Here is a 16,554-nt window from a genome sequence, read left to right as displayed (position 1 = left end):
TTTGGCAAGGTATGGCAAACTGTTACAAATTATCCCTTGTTCTTTGGCTGATTTCCATTTGGAATATAGCGCCAGCCCAAACAGGTACTGAGGCATTTCCCAGAGGTGGCCGGAGTATAGGCACGGGAAATGCAAATGTGACCATAGGAGACGTTTGGAGCATTTTTAACAACATTGGAGGACTGTCCAAAATCGATTTTTCTCAGGCTACATTTTCCTATGACCACAGACTTGGTATCGACGAACTCACCACATTGGCAGCAGGCGCTGCCATCAAAGGAAAAAACAAAGCTTTTGGACTTGGGATTTCTAGTTTCGGATCGGAGTATTTCTCCCAAAACCAAATCGGGATCGGTTTCTCCAACCAATTGGGGATTGCAAGTTTGGGGATCAAAGTCAACTATTTACAGACAAGCATTGAGGGGTTTGGAAGAGGGGCGGCGGCAGTCATCGAATTTGGAGGTGTGGCAGAAGTGACGCCCGAACTGTTTTTCGGTGCCCATGTCTATAATGTCACGAGGGCAAAATTTGGAAAAAATTCAGATGACCGGCTACCTACCACCATCAAGGCTGGGATCTCATACAGGCCCACTTCCAAAGTAATGGTGAATCTGGAGGCAGAAAAAGACATCCTTCTTGATCCCCTATTGAAAATGGGATTGGAATACAACCTGTTGGAAAGGGTGTGGGCAAGGGTGGGAATGAATACCAATCCCGGAAAATTCTTTTTCGGTATCGGGTTCAGGCCAAAAAGATTCCACATCGACTATGCCTTGACCCAACATTCAACCTTAGGGAATACCCATCATTTTTCCTTTAATTATCTATTTTTTGGCAAATGAAAACCTTGCTGACCATAGGAATATTGATGCTGATTTTTAGCTTTTGTGGCAAGGCACAGACCTATCGGAAAGAGGAAATCAACATTGAGAATTTTGTGGAGGAGCTCTTTGGGATGCAGAGAACAGATGAAAATTACGAAGACCTTTATGAAAGTCTCTTGCAGGTCTTTCTAAACCCTATCAATCTCAACAAAACAAATGCAGAGGAACTGAAATCCATTTTTATCCTGACACCCGCCCAAGTAAACAGCTTCATTGCCTATCAAAATCAGTTCGGGAAACTGATCTCAATCTATGAATTGCAGGCCATCCCGGATTTTGATTTAGAAACCATCTACAAATTGCTGCCCTTCGTGGTTTTGGAGGATTCTGACCGGATGCAGGGTTCATTGAAGGACAGGATTCTAGGTTCAAGGGATGCCTATTTTATTTTCAGGCAAAACAGGGTTTGGGAAACCCGAAAAGGATATACTCCTGCTGATACATTGGCAAATGGAGCGCTGACCAGCAGGTATTTGGGGGATCCCAGTAACCTGTATGGAAGATTTCGGATCCAACATTCTAAGGATTTTAGCCTTGGGTTTACCATTGACAAAGATTCCGGGGAGCAGTTTATCTGGAACCCCAACTCAAAAAGATATGGTTTCAATTTCTTATCATACCATTTCACCCTATACAATCAAGGGAAATTCAGGTCGATTTCGGTAGGGGATTTTCAGATGCAAACCGGACAGGGTTTGGTATTCGGGGCAGGATTTGGTGTGGGCAAAGGCGCAGAAACCATTACTACAGTCAGACGAAGTACCATTGGAATCCGACCTTATACCTCTGCCTTGGAATTTGGGTTTTTCCGGGGAATGGCTGCGACGTATCAAGCAGGCCCTGTGAATATCACCCTGATGGCATCCAATGCACCGAGAGATGGAAATCTCCAAATCCAACTTGACACTCTGGAAACTGAGGAAGAAATCATCACCTCTCTTCAAAGCAGCGGACTTCACCGGACTGCAACAGAAATCAGTTACAAAAACAGAATAAGGGAAAAGAATCTCGGGGCAAATATCCATTATCAAAGTCGCAAAAGGGATTTTCAGATAGGTGTAAACAGCCTTTACACGCAGTTCGGACAGGATTTCCAAAGAAACAGGCAGGTCTATAACCAATATGAATTCTTTGGAAAAGAAAACCACCTGCATAGCCTTTACTTTGCTTACAATTTTCAAAACTACTTTTTCTTCGGAGAAACAGCCGTATCGAAAAGCGGCGGAAAAGGTTCGGTTCTCGGAATGATGAGCAGCCTGCATCCAAAGCTTGGTTTTTCGGTTTTGTGGAGACGATTTGACCGGCATTTTCACAGCTTTTACGGCAATGCCTTTTCGGAAGGAACGAGACCCATCAATGAACATGGAGTTTATTTTGGTTTGAATTACAAGCCCAATCAAAAATTTTCATGGGCATTGTATTACGATTACTTCAAATTCCCTTGGTTGAGATATCGGGTTTATGCACCTTCTTCGGGTAACGAATGGCTAACAAGATTCACCTATTCACCTTCAAGGAAAATCCTGCTTTTTGCCCAAATCAGGGAAGAATCCAAAGCCCGGAATGTCTCTGAACTACCCAATAATTTCCAGTCAAGCTACCAGCTTTCGCAGGGGAAAAAATGGAATTATGCCTTCAACCTCGACTATGCCATCGACAATCATTGGAGCATCAAATCAAGGATCATGTCAAGCACTTTTGATTTCAATGGCAAGAAAACAAGGGGTTTTGCAATAAGTCAAGACATCAACGTAGATTACCAAAAGTGGCGGCTGTCGACGAGAATTGTTCTTTTTGACACAGAGGATTATGACAACAGGCAATTTATTTTTGAGAGAAATGTCCTTTGGCTGTTTTCCATCCCGGCCTTGAACGGTCAGGGAATGCGTTATTACATATTGGGCCAATATAAAATCAGCCCCAAACTTACTTTCTGGGCAAGGTTTGGGCGAACAATTTTCACAGATCGGGATGTCATCGGAAGTGGGCTGCAAGAGATCCAAGGCAACACCATTACTGAAACTGTTTTTCAGCTCCAATACCAATTCAACCGATAATTTCCACCATCGGTACACCCCTCAAACTGGGTTTTTGATAAATTGAGGCATCAAACCACCATTCTATGAAAAAAATATTTTTACTACATCTAATTTGTATGGCTCTACTTTCTGTACCCCTTTTGGGTCAGGCAGTGGACAAAAGTAAGCTCAGCAAGAAAGAAGGCTTCTTCACCTTTTATACAGATGAGGACAAAGGGAAAATCTTCCTTGAAGTAGACAAACTTGACTTTGAATTTCTCTATGTGAATTCCATGCCGGCAGGAATCGGCTCCAATGATATCGGTCTTGATCGCGGACAGCTTGGAAGAACCCGGATCGTGGAATTCAGAAAAGCCGGCAACAAACTTTTGTTGGTACACAAAAATTATGATTTCCGGGCTTTCAGTGATAATGCCTCGGAAGTCAAATCCGTCAGGGACGCATTTGCAGAATCCGTGCTATGGGGTTTTGAGATCAGCGACAGTGAAGGTGGAAAATACCTGATCGATGCAACCAACTTCTATATGCAGGATGCCCACATGGTAGGTGAAAAGCTTGGGTCAGCGAGACAGGGAACATACAAACCTGATCCTTCGCGAAGCGCACTTCACTATCCAATGACCAAGAATTTTCCGAAAAATACTGAGGTAGAAGCCATCGTCACCCTGACTGGCACGCCAACAGGTGCTTACATCAGGTCTGTGGTTCCTTCTCCAGAATCAGTAACAGTAAGACAAAGACATTCTTTTATCGAACTTCCCGATGACAAATACACCCCTAGGGAATTCGACACAAGGGCAGGATATTTTCATATAGACTATATGGATTTTACCACTCCGATCGGTGAACCTATGGTCAAAAAATATATCTCAAGACATAGGTTAGAAAAGAAAGATCCAACCGCTGCCGTGTCAGAGGTTGTTGAACCCATCATCTATTACCTCGATAGAGGTACGCCTGAACCTGTCCGCTCAGCTTTGTTGGAAGGTGGAAATTGGTGGGCACAGGCTTATGAGGCCGCAGGTTTCAAGAATGCTTACCGCGTAGAATTGATGCCTGAAGGTGCAGATTTGATGGATGTCAGGTACAATGTGATCCAATGGGTTCACCGCTCTACACGAGGTTGGTCTTACGGATCCTCGGTCACAGATCCCAGAACCGGTGAGATCATCAAAGGCCACGTGACGTTGGGAAGTCTGAGAGTGAGACAGGATTATTTGATAGCGCAGGGACTGATACAGCCATTTGAGGATGGAAAACCAAAAAACCCTAAGATGCTTGAAATGGCCTTGGCGAGACTGAGGCAACTTTCTGCACATGAAATAGGACATACTTTGGGTTTGGCACACGCGTATGCTTCCTCCCCTACCAACCGCGCTTCAGTCATGGATTATCCTTACCCGATGATCAAGATGGATAACAATGGGAACATTGACATATCAGATGCTTATGATGACAAAATCGGAGAATGGGACAAATGGGCAATCCGCTATGGGTATGAGACCGTTCCTGCCGGAAAAACAGAGCAAGAGCATCTCAAAAAATTACTTGAAGACACCTATGCTGCGGGACATACGTTTATCTCTGACACTGATTCCAGGCATCCAAGCGGAAGCCACCCCACTTCTCACCTTTGGGACAACGGGGCTTCCGCACCGGAAGAGCTCATGAGGATGATGGCCATGCGCGCAAAAAAGCTGAGTTCGTTTGGATTGAATTCCATAGAAGAAAACCAGCCCGAAGCATTGATGGAAGAGGTGATGGTTCCTTTGTTTTTGATGCACAGGTACCAATTAGAAGCAACGACCAAGCTTGTCGGAGGATTGGATTATACCTATAAAGTCAAAGGAGACAACCAAAGGGTTCAATCCAGGTTAGAAGCATCCAAGCAAAACGGCGCTTTGGACGCTTTGCTTTATGCCATTCAGGCGGAACAATTGGCAGTGCCGACACAGATTTTGGACAGAATTCCCCCTCGCCCGATGGGTTATTCCAGGACGAGGGAAACTTTCCCTTCCAGAAACGGACTGAACTTTGATCCTTTGGCACCTGCGGAAAATGTCGTTGACCACATTTTTGGATTCTTGTTTGAGGCAGGAAGGGCTAACAGACTGCATCAGCAGCATCTGTTTGATGCCGGGTTACCTTCCTTTTCTGATGTATTGGGAAAGGTTACCGCACAGGTTTTTGAAAATGGCTATGATGGCACCTATCAGGGAGAAATCAAACTTTTGGTTCAAAACAAGCTGACAGACCACCTGATAAATCTTGCCAAAGACCCAAGAGCGACTGCCACAGTAAAAGGCATTACAAGAAACCACTTAAGAGAGATTGCCTATTGGAACTGGAATAAAAATGAAAAGAAATCCGTTTCTACAAAAGGAACCTCTGACGACTTCCACAGATATTTGGCTGACAAAATCAATAATTTCTTCAGTGAAAAAGAGGAATTCAGCATTCCCACAGAATTAGCCATACCTGACGGTGCCCCTATCGGAACGACCGATCTGAGTTGCGATTTTGAGTATTGAAATATTCCCTATTTAAATGCAAAACCCGATTGAATTACTTCAATCGGGTTTTTTATTGCACTGTTTTTCTGGTACCAGCACACTTTTTAGAACAATATTTCACATTCTCCCAATTCTTCTCCCACTTTTTTCTCCAGGCAAATGGCCGATTGCAGACAGGGCAAGTCTTGGTTGGCAATTCCGATTTCTTCATATACCAAAAAGCATTATTGCCTCAAAAGGTTTTAAAAAATCCCCATCTTACTTTTATCTCAAATCTCATATCTCAAGTCTCTGTCTCAGATCTTGCTTCTCGCCTCTCGCTTCTCGTCTCTAGCTTCTCGTTTCTACTAATGTTCTCCAAATGTCTTTTCCCCAGCCATAATGGACAAATCAAGCATATTCTGTCTAGGTGGCAAAGGACAAGTGGCATGTGGGGTAAACACACAAGGCGGATTATAAGCTTTGTTAAAATCCAAAATAACAAGATCCCCTGAAACGGGTTTTTTGACGTACATATATCTACCTCCACCATAAGTCTCTCCCCCGCTGGTATTGTCGGCAATGATCAGGTAAAGCTCATCTTCGGCATCCAAAGCATCAATCTTATAGGTTTTCCCCTCTTTCTCAAATTCAAGGTAACCCGGTGATGGATTTGGTGTGGTCTGACCGAGAACATTTGTGATCGGGATTTCCCGGACAGGTACATAAGGAACGAATTTGGCTTCAAGTCTCCATTCTATATCAACAGGAAACCTTTCAATGACCTCGAATTGGGTTACTGCAGCTGTCTCCAAATCCCGCAATCTAACCCCATATGCATCTGCCCTTTTGATGATGTTCCACCTGAGGCTTCCGAGGGAGAGTTTCTCAGACAGTTGGCCCTCGGAATCAAAAATCTTGGTTTTTTCTTTCACTTCACTTTCACCTATAAAGATGCTATCAGTTTGCGGCGTGAAGTAAACTTTTCCTTCTTCCAAAGAAAAAACCCCTATCGAATCAGGAAAACCCTCCGATTCCAACCGAAAGCCGGATTCAGAACTCGTTCCAAAAGTAGTTTCTCCTACCTCAAGCCAATGTAATCCTATCAGGTTGAGCCAACCCTCATCCGCTTTCAAGGATTTGACCCGGTCCTGATACCACGCTTCCACTTCTGCGGCATGGTCTTGTTCATTTGGTTGATTTGACTTTGGATTACAGGCAAATGCGATAGTAATTAAGGCTAAAATCAGAAAGAATGGCGATCGTCTCATTAAACCGAAGGTTGGAATTTTGGGCAATTTAAAAATCTTATTTTCCAAAAATCATCCTTTCCCAAAAATTTACCTGACAAGACTTTGGATAACAGTAAATAACTTCCGATTGCATAATTTTCTTTCAAAAAGAATAGATTGCTGACTATCTTGATGATTGAATCAAACCAGATAACCATGAAAATTTTAAAAAGAACAATACTATTTGCCATTTGCATCATCTCGCCTGTGTTGGCTATGGCCCAAATTGGAGTGAGCGCCAAAAAACCCAAGGATGCGCAGCAGCTTTTTGATGGAAGCAGAAAAATGCTGGACCAAAAATGGACTTATTGGGAAGGCCCAAGATTAAAGGCCGAGCTACCCATCAAATGGGAAATCGTAAAAGATCCGGTGGACAAAGGTACAGCGATGAACAGCAATGACCCGGCGGCAGCAGGGGGATTGTACGGTGCGGCAGATATTGTCACCAAGGAGGAATTCAGGGATTTTAGGCTGCATGTCGAGTTTCTGATCCAAGAGGCCGGTGGTAACTCCGGAGTTTACCTTCAAAACCGATATGAAATCCAGATACTTGACGGAGATTATGGCGATCATGGGTTGGCAGCGATTATCAACGAACACATTCCAACGGAACAAGCCTACAACGGTTTGGGGAAATGGAATGCCTACGACATCAATTTCAAAGCTGCAAGGTTCAAGGACGGGAAGTTGGTTGAGAAAGCCCGCGTCACCATTTACTTCAATGGCAAAAAAATCCATGAAGATAAGTCTATAAGCCAAGTTTGGGGAGGCCCCAATTCAGGACAAGACGGAGGCAATGATGGCGGAAAAGGTATCACAGATCGTCCGGGTGGTATCAAATTACAAGCTGAAGGACACAATGTACTTTACCGCAACATTTGGATCAAAAGCATCGATCTGGGAGAAAAAGGTACCGATTTTTGATCTAGATAAAGAAGTTAATGTTGGTAGTTAAGTCATTTTATAAATTTTGGCAAATTCCAAAACATTGGGATACATCCATTCTTTGATTTCAAATACCTCATCAGGGCTGAAAAATCGAATTTCTAAACATTCATCAGACGGCCTGAAATCAAGGTGATAAAACTCCGTTGCATAGACGGCATTGACGATATGTTGCCCTTTGGGATTGATGGCAGGAAAAAAATAATGCGGGTGGTCAGATATCGACTTTACCTCCAAAGCCATTTCCTCCATCAATTCTCTTCTCAATCCTTCCTGCGGTTTTTCACCAAAGTCCAATCCTCCGCCGGGAAGTTCCCAAAGGCCGTTTTCTTCTCTTACCAAAAGAAACCTATTGGACGAATTGACAACGAGCGCTTTGACTGATACACGATAGAAGCAATCAGCAATTTGAATTGACATAGACATGTAAGTATTTTGTGAATTTTAATTCATTTATTGACAAAAAAAAACCTGTGAGAGATACCCACAGGTTTTTTTCTTATTTATTTCAAAGTTAGAAGAATCGGATAACCCTAACTCTTCTTAATTCACTTTTTGGCTTTGATAACTGTTCACCAGTGATGAATGACATCACACATGCGTTGTTAGCGTTGCTTTCACAGGAGCTCCAATATTCTACATCTGAAAATCCTCCGATTTTATCTCTGTTATCATAAAGGTAGTTCATTTCCTCAAGGCTTGGCATAAACCAGTCATTGAATCCGCCTAGATTAAAATCTAGGGTTAGCCTCGCTGCCACTGTTCCATTGTTGGCAGGATGGCATTGGGTAGGGTTGGTGTAGTAATTAGGAAGCGCATCATGAAACGCCAAGACTAATTCAGTATTTTTCCTTCCGGTTCCCACTGCTGTTGAAGTACCACCTACAGCTGAACCTTGGCACCCCCATTGAGATTCAAAAACTTCCTCTACCGGAGCGATAATAATTCCGGTCCTTTTGCCTTCTACATAGCCTTCTTGGCCAGGTTCAAAAATATGGCCTACAACCCCTCCTTGAAAGGGTTCTCCAATTGCAACATCTTCAGGGCTCTCTTCTTTAACGCATCCCGAAAAGATGACGATAATGCTCAACAAAATTAGCACTACCGATTTTGGCGATAATAACTTAGGTTTTAACATACAAAATTTAATTTAGGTGGGTACTAAGCAATACGATTTTATAGCGAAATAGATCGGCAAATTTAACATAAAAGAGATTAAAATCAATTATTTAGCCAAATTTCATCAATCTACAAATAAAAGAGGACTAAATTTCCCAATCAAACTGTCTTAATCTATAACATTGCATGGCATTAGTTCCAAGTTTGTTGGCCAATTGGTAATTGGCTACAGCCCCGACACCGGCTCCTATAATCGGGATAAGTTGGGCCAATTTTACCAAATCTAGGTAATCTCTGTACTCCAACTGAAAATCTCTCCAATCAAAATCAGAAACTTCTGAAGGAAGTTTGGAAATGTAATCCTGCCAATTTTCAAGGAGGGACAAAGTCTGATTTCTGGTACCCTGACTTGAAAATGTCAGTTTGAAAATATATAAAAGGTACAGTCGCTCTTCAAATAGTTTTACATCATGTCCATAGGCGGCCGCAATTTCGAATAGCATTTTCATTTTGATGGTGAGAAATGCCGGAAAATCCGCCAATCCAAATAAAATCCCCCCTGCTCCTGTGATCGCACCCTCAACGGATGCGGTATTCTGATAGATCTTGATGATTTTCCTTACTTTAACTTCCCTTTCTTCCAAGGTCATCGCCTTCATAGGTGCGGGTGTCATGTACTTGGTGCCAAAAAGAACTCCCTTTACCATTTTTTCTATCGCATAGGTGATGACTTGATGGACTTTTTCAGGAATAAAACTGTTGATCCCCTCTTGGGTGCTTTTGGTGATTTTATTGATAAATCCAGGCTTTTTCCTCGTTTTGACCAACCATCCCTGCAGTTCCGCAAAGGCTATATCGTCATAAAACGAACTTGTCGAAGGCTGTGAAACTCCCGAATTATATAGGTTCTTGTTATTCAAATAGATTATGCATTGGGTATGATTCCGGTATGCAGTATGTTTTACGGTTTGTACCGATTTTCGGATACTTAAAACCAATTAATTTCTGTTGGCTGTTTTTGAAGAATTATCCCCAAGATCTCTTACCACAAGAATCCAACCATCCTCTAATTCCACAAATCCATAGTCAAAACTATAGGTGTACACATTCCCTTTCCAATTGATATAGGTATGGGTATGGTATTTAAAATAATATCCAAGCCTCTGAAGACGCTCTTTGGGAACCTTAACCTTCTCTACACCATCCACAAGAATGCTTTCAAGAATGTTGCGGTTAATTTTGAGATAGGCCATGATGTTTCTCACATCCGGACTGTCGCCAATCCGTCGTTGGTTGTTATGGCTGTTGCGGCAATAATCATCACAAAACTTTTTGTCCACTCTTCCAAGAATTGACTTTCCGCAATAATGGCATTGTTTTTTATCCAAATCCATAACAATCAATTAAAAGGTCCGATAATCACTTATGACAGACCTAAATATATTTATCAGCTTAGTTTAAAACAATACCCAGAACTGGGTATTTATTCTGTTAAAAAGAAGGAAAACAGTTATAATGATTGTAAAAATCAATGTTAAAATTTGAAAAGTTCAATTTATTAAATTTCCAAAAAATTCTCCCCGTCAGTACTTTTCATGAATTTCGGTCATTAATCTGACCATTTCATTTCTGATTTCGGAAGTCGGTCTCACAAAATTATTATTCATAAATACATACCGGTAAGTTTTCCCCTTACGGGTTTCTATCCAGCCACTCTGCAAATGCATGTACCTGAGTGAACCGGTCTTTGCCCAAACAAAAGGGGTTCCGTTATCAGTTTTATAAGCATTTCTCAGTGTTCCTGAGACTCCACCGGCGGGGAGAAAAAGTTTAAGCCTGTCTTTGTATTGTATTTTTTGCTCCAGTTTATTTAAAACATCCAATACGGTCTGTGGAGTAAAGAGATTAAACCTTGACAAACCAGATCCATCTTCCCAAACAGGTTTGTTTTTTTAAATCCTGCAAATGGTTTTCCAAACTGTATTCAATGGTCTTTGCCACATCCAAAGTATCTCCCAAAATGCCTGAACAAAGCAGTAATATCTGCTCGGCAAGAAAATTATCACTTGGCAGCATCATGTGCTTGTACAAACTATCCGATGGGATGCTAAAAAGTGTTTTGACCTCAAGTGGCTTTTGTCTTTTGATCAGGATTATGTTCCTCTTTAAAGTATCCTGTAACAAAACCCTTGTGACTTCCATATCCATTGAAAATGGAATCTGGCTATTAAAACCTTCCGGCACCGGAAGATTTGGTACCAATAATTCATTCCCTGCTTTTGACCTTTGAAATCTAAATCTAGTGGTGGCCAGGGAAGAGTCTACCCTGATGTAATTCTGAATTGATTTTGGACTAACTAGGAGGTTTCTGCTCGAATCTGATTTTATAATTGTCTCATTGCCGTACATGGGAAAGTGGCTCAAATCTGCCCTCCACGCATTTGGCTCAAATTCTATGTCAGGATCTTTGGCAAAATAAAGGGTTTGAGGGCTTTTGGAGAGAAAATCATAAACCTTTCTGTTGTCCAATCTGGGATGCAAAAAAGAAGGGTCTCCTGTACCCCAAACGATCAATGAATCTCCATTGATATGGTACTTCAAGCCAGGAATGGAATCTCCGAGAATATTCAAAGCAGCATACAGCGTCAATAACTTGGTATTGGAAGCAGGTACAAAATATCGATCCGGATTTTGTTCATAAATGACTTTGCCTCCCTCTTCCTGAAGCATAAATCCGACAAAGTGTTCCTGCATGATGTCGGATTGCTCAAACATCTTGCGGACTTTTCGAGAGTTCAGTTTTTGGGCATGAGTGAGCTGTACAGAAAATATTACTGTTAAGATTAAAGAGATTACTATTTTTTTCATCAAGGCTTAAGGTGTTTTTTGAGGAAATCAGCAGTGGCTTGGTTGACTTTGACCATATTGGAAAACACCATCCAATGGTGGCTGTCACCGGGAATAATCAGGTATTCATAAGGCTTCTTCTGCTCCTCAAATCTTCTGATCAAGTCAGTGGTCTGACTGACCTGAACATTCCTGTCGTCATCACCATGGATAAAAAGTACGGGCGAAGTCCAAGTCTCGAGATAAGCGAGGGGAGATGAAAACCAAGCAGTCTTTACGGCCTCGTCAAAATCAGGTGCTTTTTCGTAGCCTTCCGGCATTTCCAATCTGCCCGAAAGGTTGTGTACTCCATGGATATCTACCCCTACTTTGAATAGACCAGAATCTTTCCCTAAAGCCAAGGCTGTCAAGTATCCACCATAAGAACCACCATAAATCCCAACCCTATTTGCATCCACTTGAGATAAACCCGCCAAATATTCTCCTGCAGCTTTGACATCTAAGTATTCTTCCGCTCCCTGCCAATAGGTCCTTGCCGGTTTGTGAAATTCATACCCATATCCGATCCCTAACCTGAAGTTGACAGAAAGGACTACAAATCCAAGCTCTGCGAGGTATTGGTTCACAGCATAGGTATTGGAATAATAATCCATATAGCTCCAGCCCAACAGCATCTGTCGCTGCGGACCGCCATGGACAAAAAGCACCGCTGCTTTTTTGGCAGGACCACCTTCTTTCTCAAAAAGCTGTCCATGAACCGTGAGGCCATCTGGAGATTTGAAAGTTACCTGCTTGGGTACCACCAGATTTTTTGAAGGGAAATCTGCAGGAACCAAGTTCTCCGCTAGCAACTTGGTTTTTTTACTTTGAATGTCTACCACAGCTGGTAGGAGAGATCGCTTTGCAGTAGCGGAGAAAAAGGCAACAGCCTTGTTATCAGAAAGGACAGCAGGAATGGCTTCAATACCCTCCCCTTCGGTCAAAAGCTTCATTTCTCCCCCATTGACAGACACCATACCGATGTGTCTTCTGTCGATGTCCTCTTTGGATTGCCCGGTATTGGCTGAGAAAACCAAAAATTTCTTATCAGGACTCAACCTGACATGCTCTACCATATAGCTGCCTTTGGTCAATTGTTTCGATTGCCCACTTAAAGCATCCATGGAATAGAGATGAGGCCAACCATCTTCGTAAGACAGGTACACAATTTTATTGTCTGCTGTCCAATGGAGATTAAAGCCTCCATTGACTGTCGGGACAGAACCTCTTAGGGTTTCGGGAGCTTTCCACCTTTTGTAGGCCGTCCCTGAATCGGTATCTGCCACCCAGATTTCCCAAGGATTATGTCTTTGCTCCAATATTGGCAATTCTTGCCCTTTGCCTCCTGGTAATCTCACGAAAGCGATCTTGGAGCCATCTGCGGACCATCTCGGGCTGACATCGCGGCTGAAAGATGGAGCGACCCATTGGATAGGATTGGAAGCACCGCTAAATATTCCAATCAATGAATGTGTACTTCTATTGGCTACAAAAAGTAATTTTTTTCCATAAGGTGACCATTCCATGGAGGAGATATTTCCTTTGGCTTCAAACAATTGAGACGCTTTTCCGTCCTGAGGGGAAATCGACCAAACCTGACCTCCTTTGATGTAAGTTATGGTTTTGCTGTCAGGAGAAATAGTGGGATAATCCCCTTCCGTCAAGGCTTTGGCATTACCACCTTCAAAAGAAACTGTCCATAATTCCACCTTGGGCATCGTGATGGATTGTGCAGGATTAAATCCCACATTCGGATCCCAATTGCTACCATGCTCTCCGCCATGGACGAACAGTAACCAATTTCCGTCCGGGGAAAACTGCAGACTGCTGATCTCCTGTCCATCATCTTTGTCAAAAGCTGTGACTTTTCTTGGGCTGAAATCCGGAGCCTGAGCCAAGTAGATATTTCTAAGTCCTCTCTCATTCATGGTCCAAGCCATTTTATTTCCGGAATTGGACGTGACCAATTCTGAAGGAAAGGAAAAGGAAGATACCTGCTCCATGGTAAAGGATTGGGCGAAAAGCCCATTTGTCAAAAGGACAAACAGCAACAAAAGAATTGATTGGGAAAATTTCATAGCGTGGTGGTTTTAGATTTAAAAAGATACTAAAAAAACGGCTATCCTTTACAAAAAACAAAAAAAGCCACCCGCTATACACAGGTGGCTCTAATAATGAATGGTTTTTTGATTATTTATTGATCGTCACGGTAACGATTTTTTCAATTTCCTTGCCGTCTTCATGCGTAATTTCTTGGGTTACTTTGATATCCTCAGCCTTGATCTGAACATGGCCATGACCATCTCCTTCAGAAATATGCGGCGCGATGATCAAAGCGACGATAGAAGTCAATTTAATCAGGATATTCATCGAAGGACCGGAAGTATCTTTGAAAGGATCACCCACAGTGTCACCTGTTACAGAAGCTTTGTGCGCATCAGAACCTTTGTACTGCATCACGCCATCAATCATAACACCTTTTTCGAAAGACTTCTTGGCATTGTCCCAAGCACCGCCGGCATTGTTTTGGAAGATTCCCATCAACACACCTGACACTGTAATACCTGCCAACAAGCCACCCAATACCTCAGGACCAAAAGCAAATCCTACAATAATCGGAGAAAGCAATGCAATTGCTCCCGGAGCAACCATTTCCCTCAAAGATGCTTTGGTAGAAATCTCTACGCACTTCTCATATTCCGGCTTGGCTTTGTATTCCATGATGCCGGGGATTTCCCTGAACTGTCTTCTCACTTCGTTGACCATGTCCATCGCTGCCCTTCCCACTGCCGCAATGGCCAAGGAAGAGAAGATAAACGGAATCATCGCCCCGACAAACAATCCGGACAATACATCTGCCTTGTAAATATCGATAGAATCAATTCCTGCCATGCCTACATAAGCTGCAAACAAGGCCAAAGCTGTCAATGCCGCTGAGGCTATGGCAAAACCTTTTCCTGTAGCAGCGGTAGTGTTACCGACAGCATCGAGGATGTCAGTTCTTTCTCTTACTTCTTTTGGCAAACCTGACATCTCAGCGATACCACCTGCATTATCCGCAATCGGGCCAAAAGCATCAATCGCCAACTGCATCGCAGTAGTCGCCATCATCCCTGCTGCAGCAATAGCCACACCGTATAATCCCGCACTTAGGAAAGAGCCATAAATACCTGCTGCCAATACCAAGATCGGAGCAACAGTGGATTCCATACCCAAGGAAAGACCTCCGATAATATTGGTCGCATGACCTGTGGAAGACTGCTTGATAATGGAATTCACAGGACGCTTGCCCATGGAAGTGTAGTATTCAGTAATCGCACTCATGAGTGCGCCCACGATCAGACCGATGACAACAGCTCCAAAAACACCCATTTTGGTGAATGCAATGGAACCTCCTCTTGAAAGCACCAATTCACCAGCAGGCAACATGTAGTCAATCAGGAAATAGGAAGCTGTAACCGTCAATAATATAGAAATCCAGTTCCCTTTGTTCAAAGCAGCCTGAACACTGTCTGTGTCTTTATTGATCTTAACAAAAAAGGTGGAAATGATGGAAAACAACAATCCCATGCCTGCGATCACCAATGGCAACAATACAGGGGCGATTCCTCCAAAATTATCATCAGAGACGATTTCTCTTCCCAATACCATGGATGCCAAGATAGTAGCTACGTAAGAACCGAAAAGGTCAGCTCCCATACCAGCCACGTCACCGACGTTATCGCCGACGTTATCTGCAATGGTTGCAGGGTTTCTCACATCATCTTCAGGAATACCTGCTTCCACCTTACCTACAAGGTCAGCGCCTACGTCAGCTGCTTTGGTATAAATACCTCCACCGACTCTTGCAAAAAGCGCAATGGATTCAGCACCCAAAGAAAATCCTGCCAATACTTCCAAGGCTGTTGCCATGGCAGCACCGTTGACATCGCCACCTGTAGAGACTACAAACATGTTGTAGAATACAATAAAGAGCGAGCCCATTCCCAATACAGCCAGACCTGCTACACCGATTCCCATCACAGAACCACCGGTGAAGGACACATCAAGCGCCTTTTTCAAACTTGTTTTGGCAGCTTGGGTAGTCCTGACATTCGCCTTGGTGGCAATGTTCATCCCGAGGTATCCGGCAAAAGCGGAAAGCACCGCACCGATCACGAAAGAGATGGCAATGATCGGACTCGAGTTGTCTACGAGTGTCCCTGACCAAGCCAAAATAATACCTGCAATAACTACGAAATAGAAAAGAATTTTCCATTCCGCTCTCAAAAAAGCCATGGCACCTTTGGCGATGTGTCCCGCCAATTCAACCATGTTTGCATCCCCTGGGTCTTGTTTGACCACCCAGGCCGATTTGATGGCCATCACGATGAGGCCGATAATCCCCATTACGGGGACGAGATATACAATTGCTTGTTCCATAAATTATCTTGGGTTAACCCTAAAATTTTTAATGCGACAAAGATATTATTATTCACCTTTATAGCAACCAATTGAGAAAAAATGGTGGAGGAGGTTGTGATGGTTGTGATGGTTGTAATTGTTGTAGTGGTTGTAGTTGTTGTAATTGTTGTCTGCTGCGCGTTGTCAGGTTGTCGGGTTGTCGGGTTGGGAACCGTCACCCTGAGGTACGAAGGGTCTCTTGGTTCTAATAGTTGTAATTGTTTTAGTGGTTCTAATTGTTGTCTGCTTCGCGTTGTCAGGTTGTCGGGTTGGGAACCGTCACCCTGAGGTACGAAGGGTCTCTTGGTTCTAATGGTTGTAGTTGTTGTAATTGTTGTCTGCTGCGCGTTGTCTAGTTGTCAAGTTGTCAAGTTGGGAACCGTCACCCTGAGGCACGAAGGGTCTCTTGGTTCTAATAGTTGTAATTGTTGTAGTTGTTCTAATTGTTGTCTGC

At 43.1% G+C, this 16,554-nt stretch carries 14 protein-coding genes; 4 read left to right on the top strand and 10 right to left on the bottom strand.

The genetic code is table 11. The features are described 5' to 3' along the window. Positions 1 to 11: 11 nt before the first annotated feature. From MMU05_RS05580 to MMU05_RS05570, 3 genes are all read left to right on the top strand, one after another. Complete coding sequence (locus MMU05_RS05580; RefSeq protein ID WP_336246858.1) at positions 12 to 842, top strand: PorV/PorQ family protein; 831 nt, start codon at positions 12 to 14, stop codon at positions 840 to 842. Further along, positions 839 to 2,941 carry a ComEA family DNA-binding protein gene (locus MMU05_RS05575; protein ID WP_241140683.1) on the top strand — a complete coding sequence of 701 codons (2,103 nt, stop codon included), beginning with the start codon at positions 839 to 841 and terminating at the stop codon, positions 2,939 to 2,941. The genes MMU05_RS05580 and MMU05_RS05575 overlap by 4 nt, the downstream gene beginning before the upstream one ends. 65 nt (positions 2,942 to 3,006) lie before the next feature. Beyond that, the gene (locus MMU05_RS05570) at positions 3,007 to 5,454 is read left to right on the top strand and encodes a zinc-dependent metalloprotease (protein WP_241140682.1); all 2,448 of its coding nucleotides are present in this window, start codon (positions 3,007 to 3,009) and stop codon (positions 5,452 to 5,454) included. 52 nt (positions 5,455 to 5,506) lie between these two features. Here the strand turns inward: MMU05_RS05570 and MMU05_RS05565 are convergent, their stop codons facing one another. Beyond that, positions 5,507 to 5,647 carry a DUF2256 domain-containing protein gene (locus MMU05_RS05565; protein ID WP_241140681.1) on the bottom strand — a complete coding sequence of 47 codons (141 nt, stop codon included), beginning with the start codon at positions 5,645 to 5,647 and terminating at the stop codon, positions 5,507 to 5,509. Between the two features lie 136 nt (positions 5,648 to 5,783). Continuing rightward, a complete protein-coding gene (locus MMU05_RS05560) occupies positions 5,784 to 6,686 on the bottom strand; it encodes a DUF1684 domain-containing protein (RefSeq protein ID WP_241140680.1) in 903 nt (300 codons plus the stop codon). Between the two features lie 177 nt (positions 6,687 to 6,863). On the opposite strand from MMU05_RS05560, the gene MMU05_RS05555 reads away from it, so the two are divergent. Then, a complete protein-coding gene (locus tag MMU05_RS05555; RefSeq protein ID WP_418884461.1) occupies positions 6,864 to 7,631 on the top strand; it encodes a 3-keto-disaccharide hydrolase in 768 nt (255 codons plus the stop codon). Between the two features lie 27 nt (positions 7,632 to 7,658). On the opposite strand, the gene MMU05_RS05550 is transcribed toward MMU05_RS05555, so the two are convergent. The 8 genes from MMU05_RS05550 to MMU05_RS05515 form a co-directional block, all read right to left on the bottom strand. Then, positions 7,659 to 8,072, bottom strand: a complete 414-nt coding sequence (locus tag MMU05_RS05550; RefSeq protein WP_241140679.1) for an NUDIX hydrolase — start codon at positions 8,070 to 8,072, stop codon at positions 7,659 to 7,661. Positions 8,073 to 8,166: 94 nt separating this feature from the next. After that, positions 8,167 to 8,790, bottom strand: coding sequence for a hypothetical protein (locus MMU05_RS05545; protein ID WP_241140678.1), 624 nt, complete (start codon positions 8,788 to 8,790; stop codon positions 8,167 to 8,169). A gap of 127 nt (positions 8,791 to 8,917) precedes the next feature. Further along, positions 8,918 to 9,691, bottom strand: a complete 774-nt coding sequence (locus MMU05_RS05540) for an EcsC family protein (RefSeq protein WP_241140677.1) — start codon at positions 9,689 to 9,691, stop codon at positions 8,918 to 8,920. A 78-nt stretch (positions 9,692 to 9,769) separates the two neighbouring features. After that, the gene (locus MMU05_RS05535) at positions 9,770 to 10,165 is read right to left on the bottom strand and encodes a hypothetical protein (RefSeq protein ID WP_241140676.1); all 396 of its coding nucleotides are present in this window, start codon (positions 10,163 to 10,165) and stop codon (positions 9,770 to 9,772) included. Positions 10,166 to 10,354: 189 nt separating this feature from the next. Then, on the bottom strand, positions 10,355 to 10,690 hold the full coding sequence (locus MMU05_RS05530; protein ID WP_241140675.1) for a D-alanyl-D-alanine carboxypeptidase: 336 nt from the start codon (positions 10,688 to 10,690) through the stop codon (positions 10,355 to 10,357). Further along, positions 10,677 to 11,639: a D-alanyl-D-alanine carboxypeptidase gene (locus MMU05_RS05525; RefSeq protein WP_241140674.1), complete on the bottom strand. Its 963-nt coding sequence runs from the start codon at positions 11,637 to 11,639 to the stop codon at positions 10,677 to 10,679. The genes MMU05_RS05530 and MMU05_RS05525 overlap by 14 nt, the downstream gene beginning before the upstream one ends. Beyond that, positions 11,639 to 13,735 (bottom strand): S9 family peptidase, encoded by a 2,097-nt coding sequence (locus MMU05_RS05520; RefSeq protein ID WP_241140673.1) that lies wholly within the window; start codon positions 13,733 to 13,735, stop codon positions 11,639 to 11,641. Before MMU05_RS05520 ends, MMU05_RS05525 begins: the two co-directional genes overlap by 1 nt. 112 nt (positions 13,736 to 13,847) lie before the next feature. Further along, positions 13,848 to 16,079, bottom strand: coding sequence for a sodium-translocating pyrophosphatase (locus MMU05_RS05515; protein WP_241140672.1), 2,232 nt, complete (start codon positions 16,077 to 16,079; stop codon positions 13,848 to 13,850). Positions 16,080 to 16,554 lie beyond the last annotated feature (475 nt).

It is taken from the genome of Cognataquiflexum rubidum (genome assembly GCF_022538115.1).
Lineage (GTDB): Bacteria > Bacteroidota > Bacteroidia > Cytophagales > Cyclobacteriaceae > Cognataquiflexum > Cognataquiflexum rubidum.
This window is presented reverse-complemented; position numbering and strand designations above follow the sequence as displayed.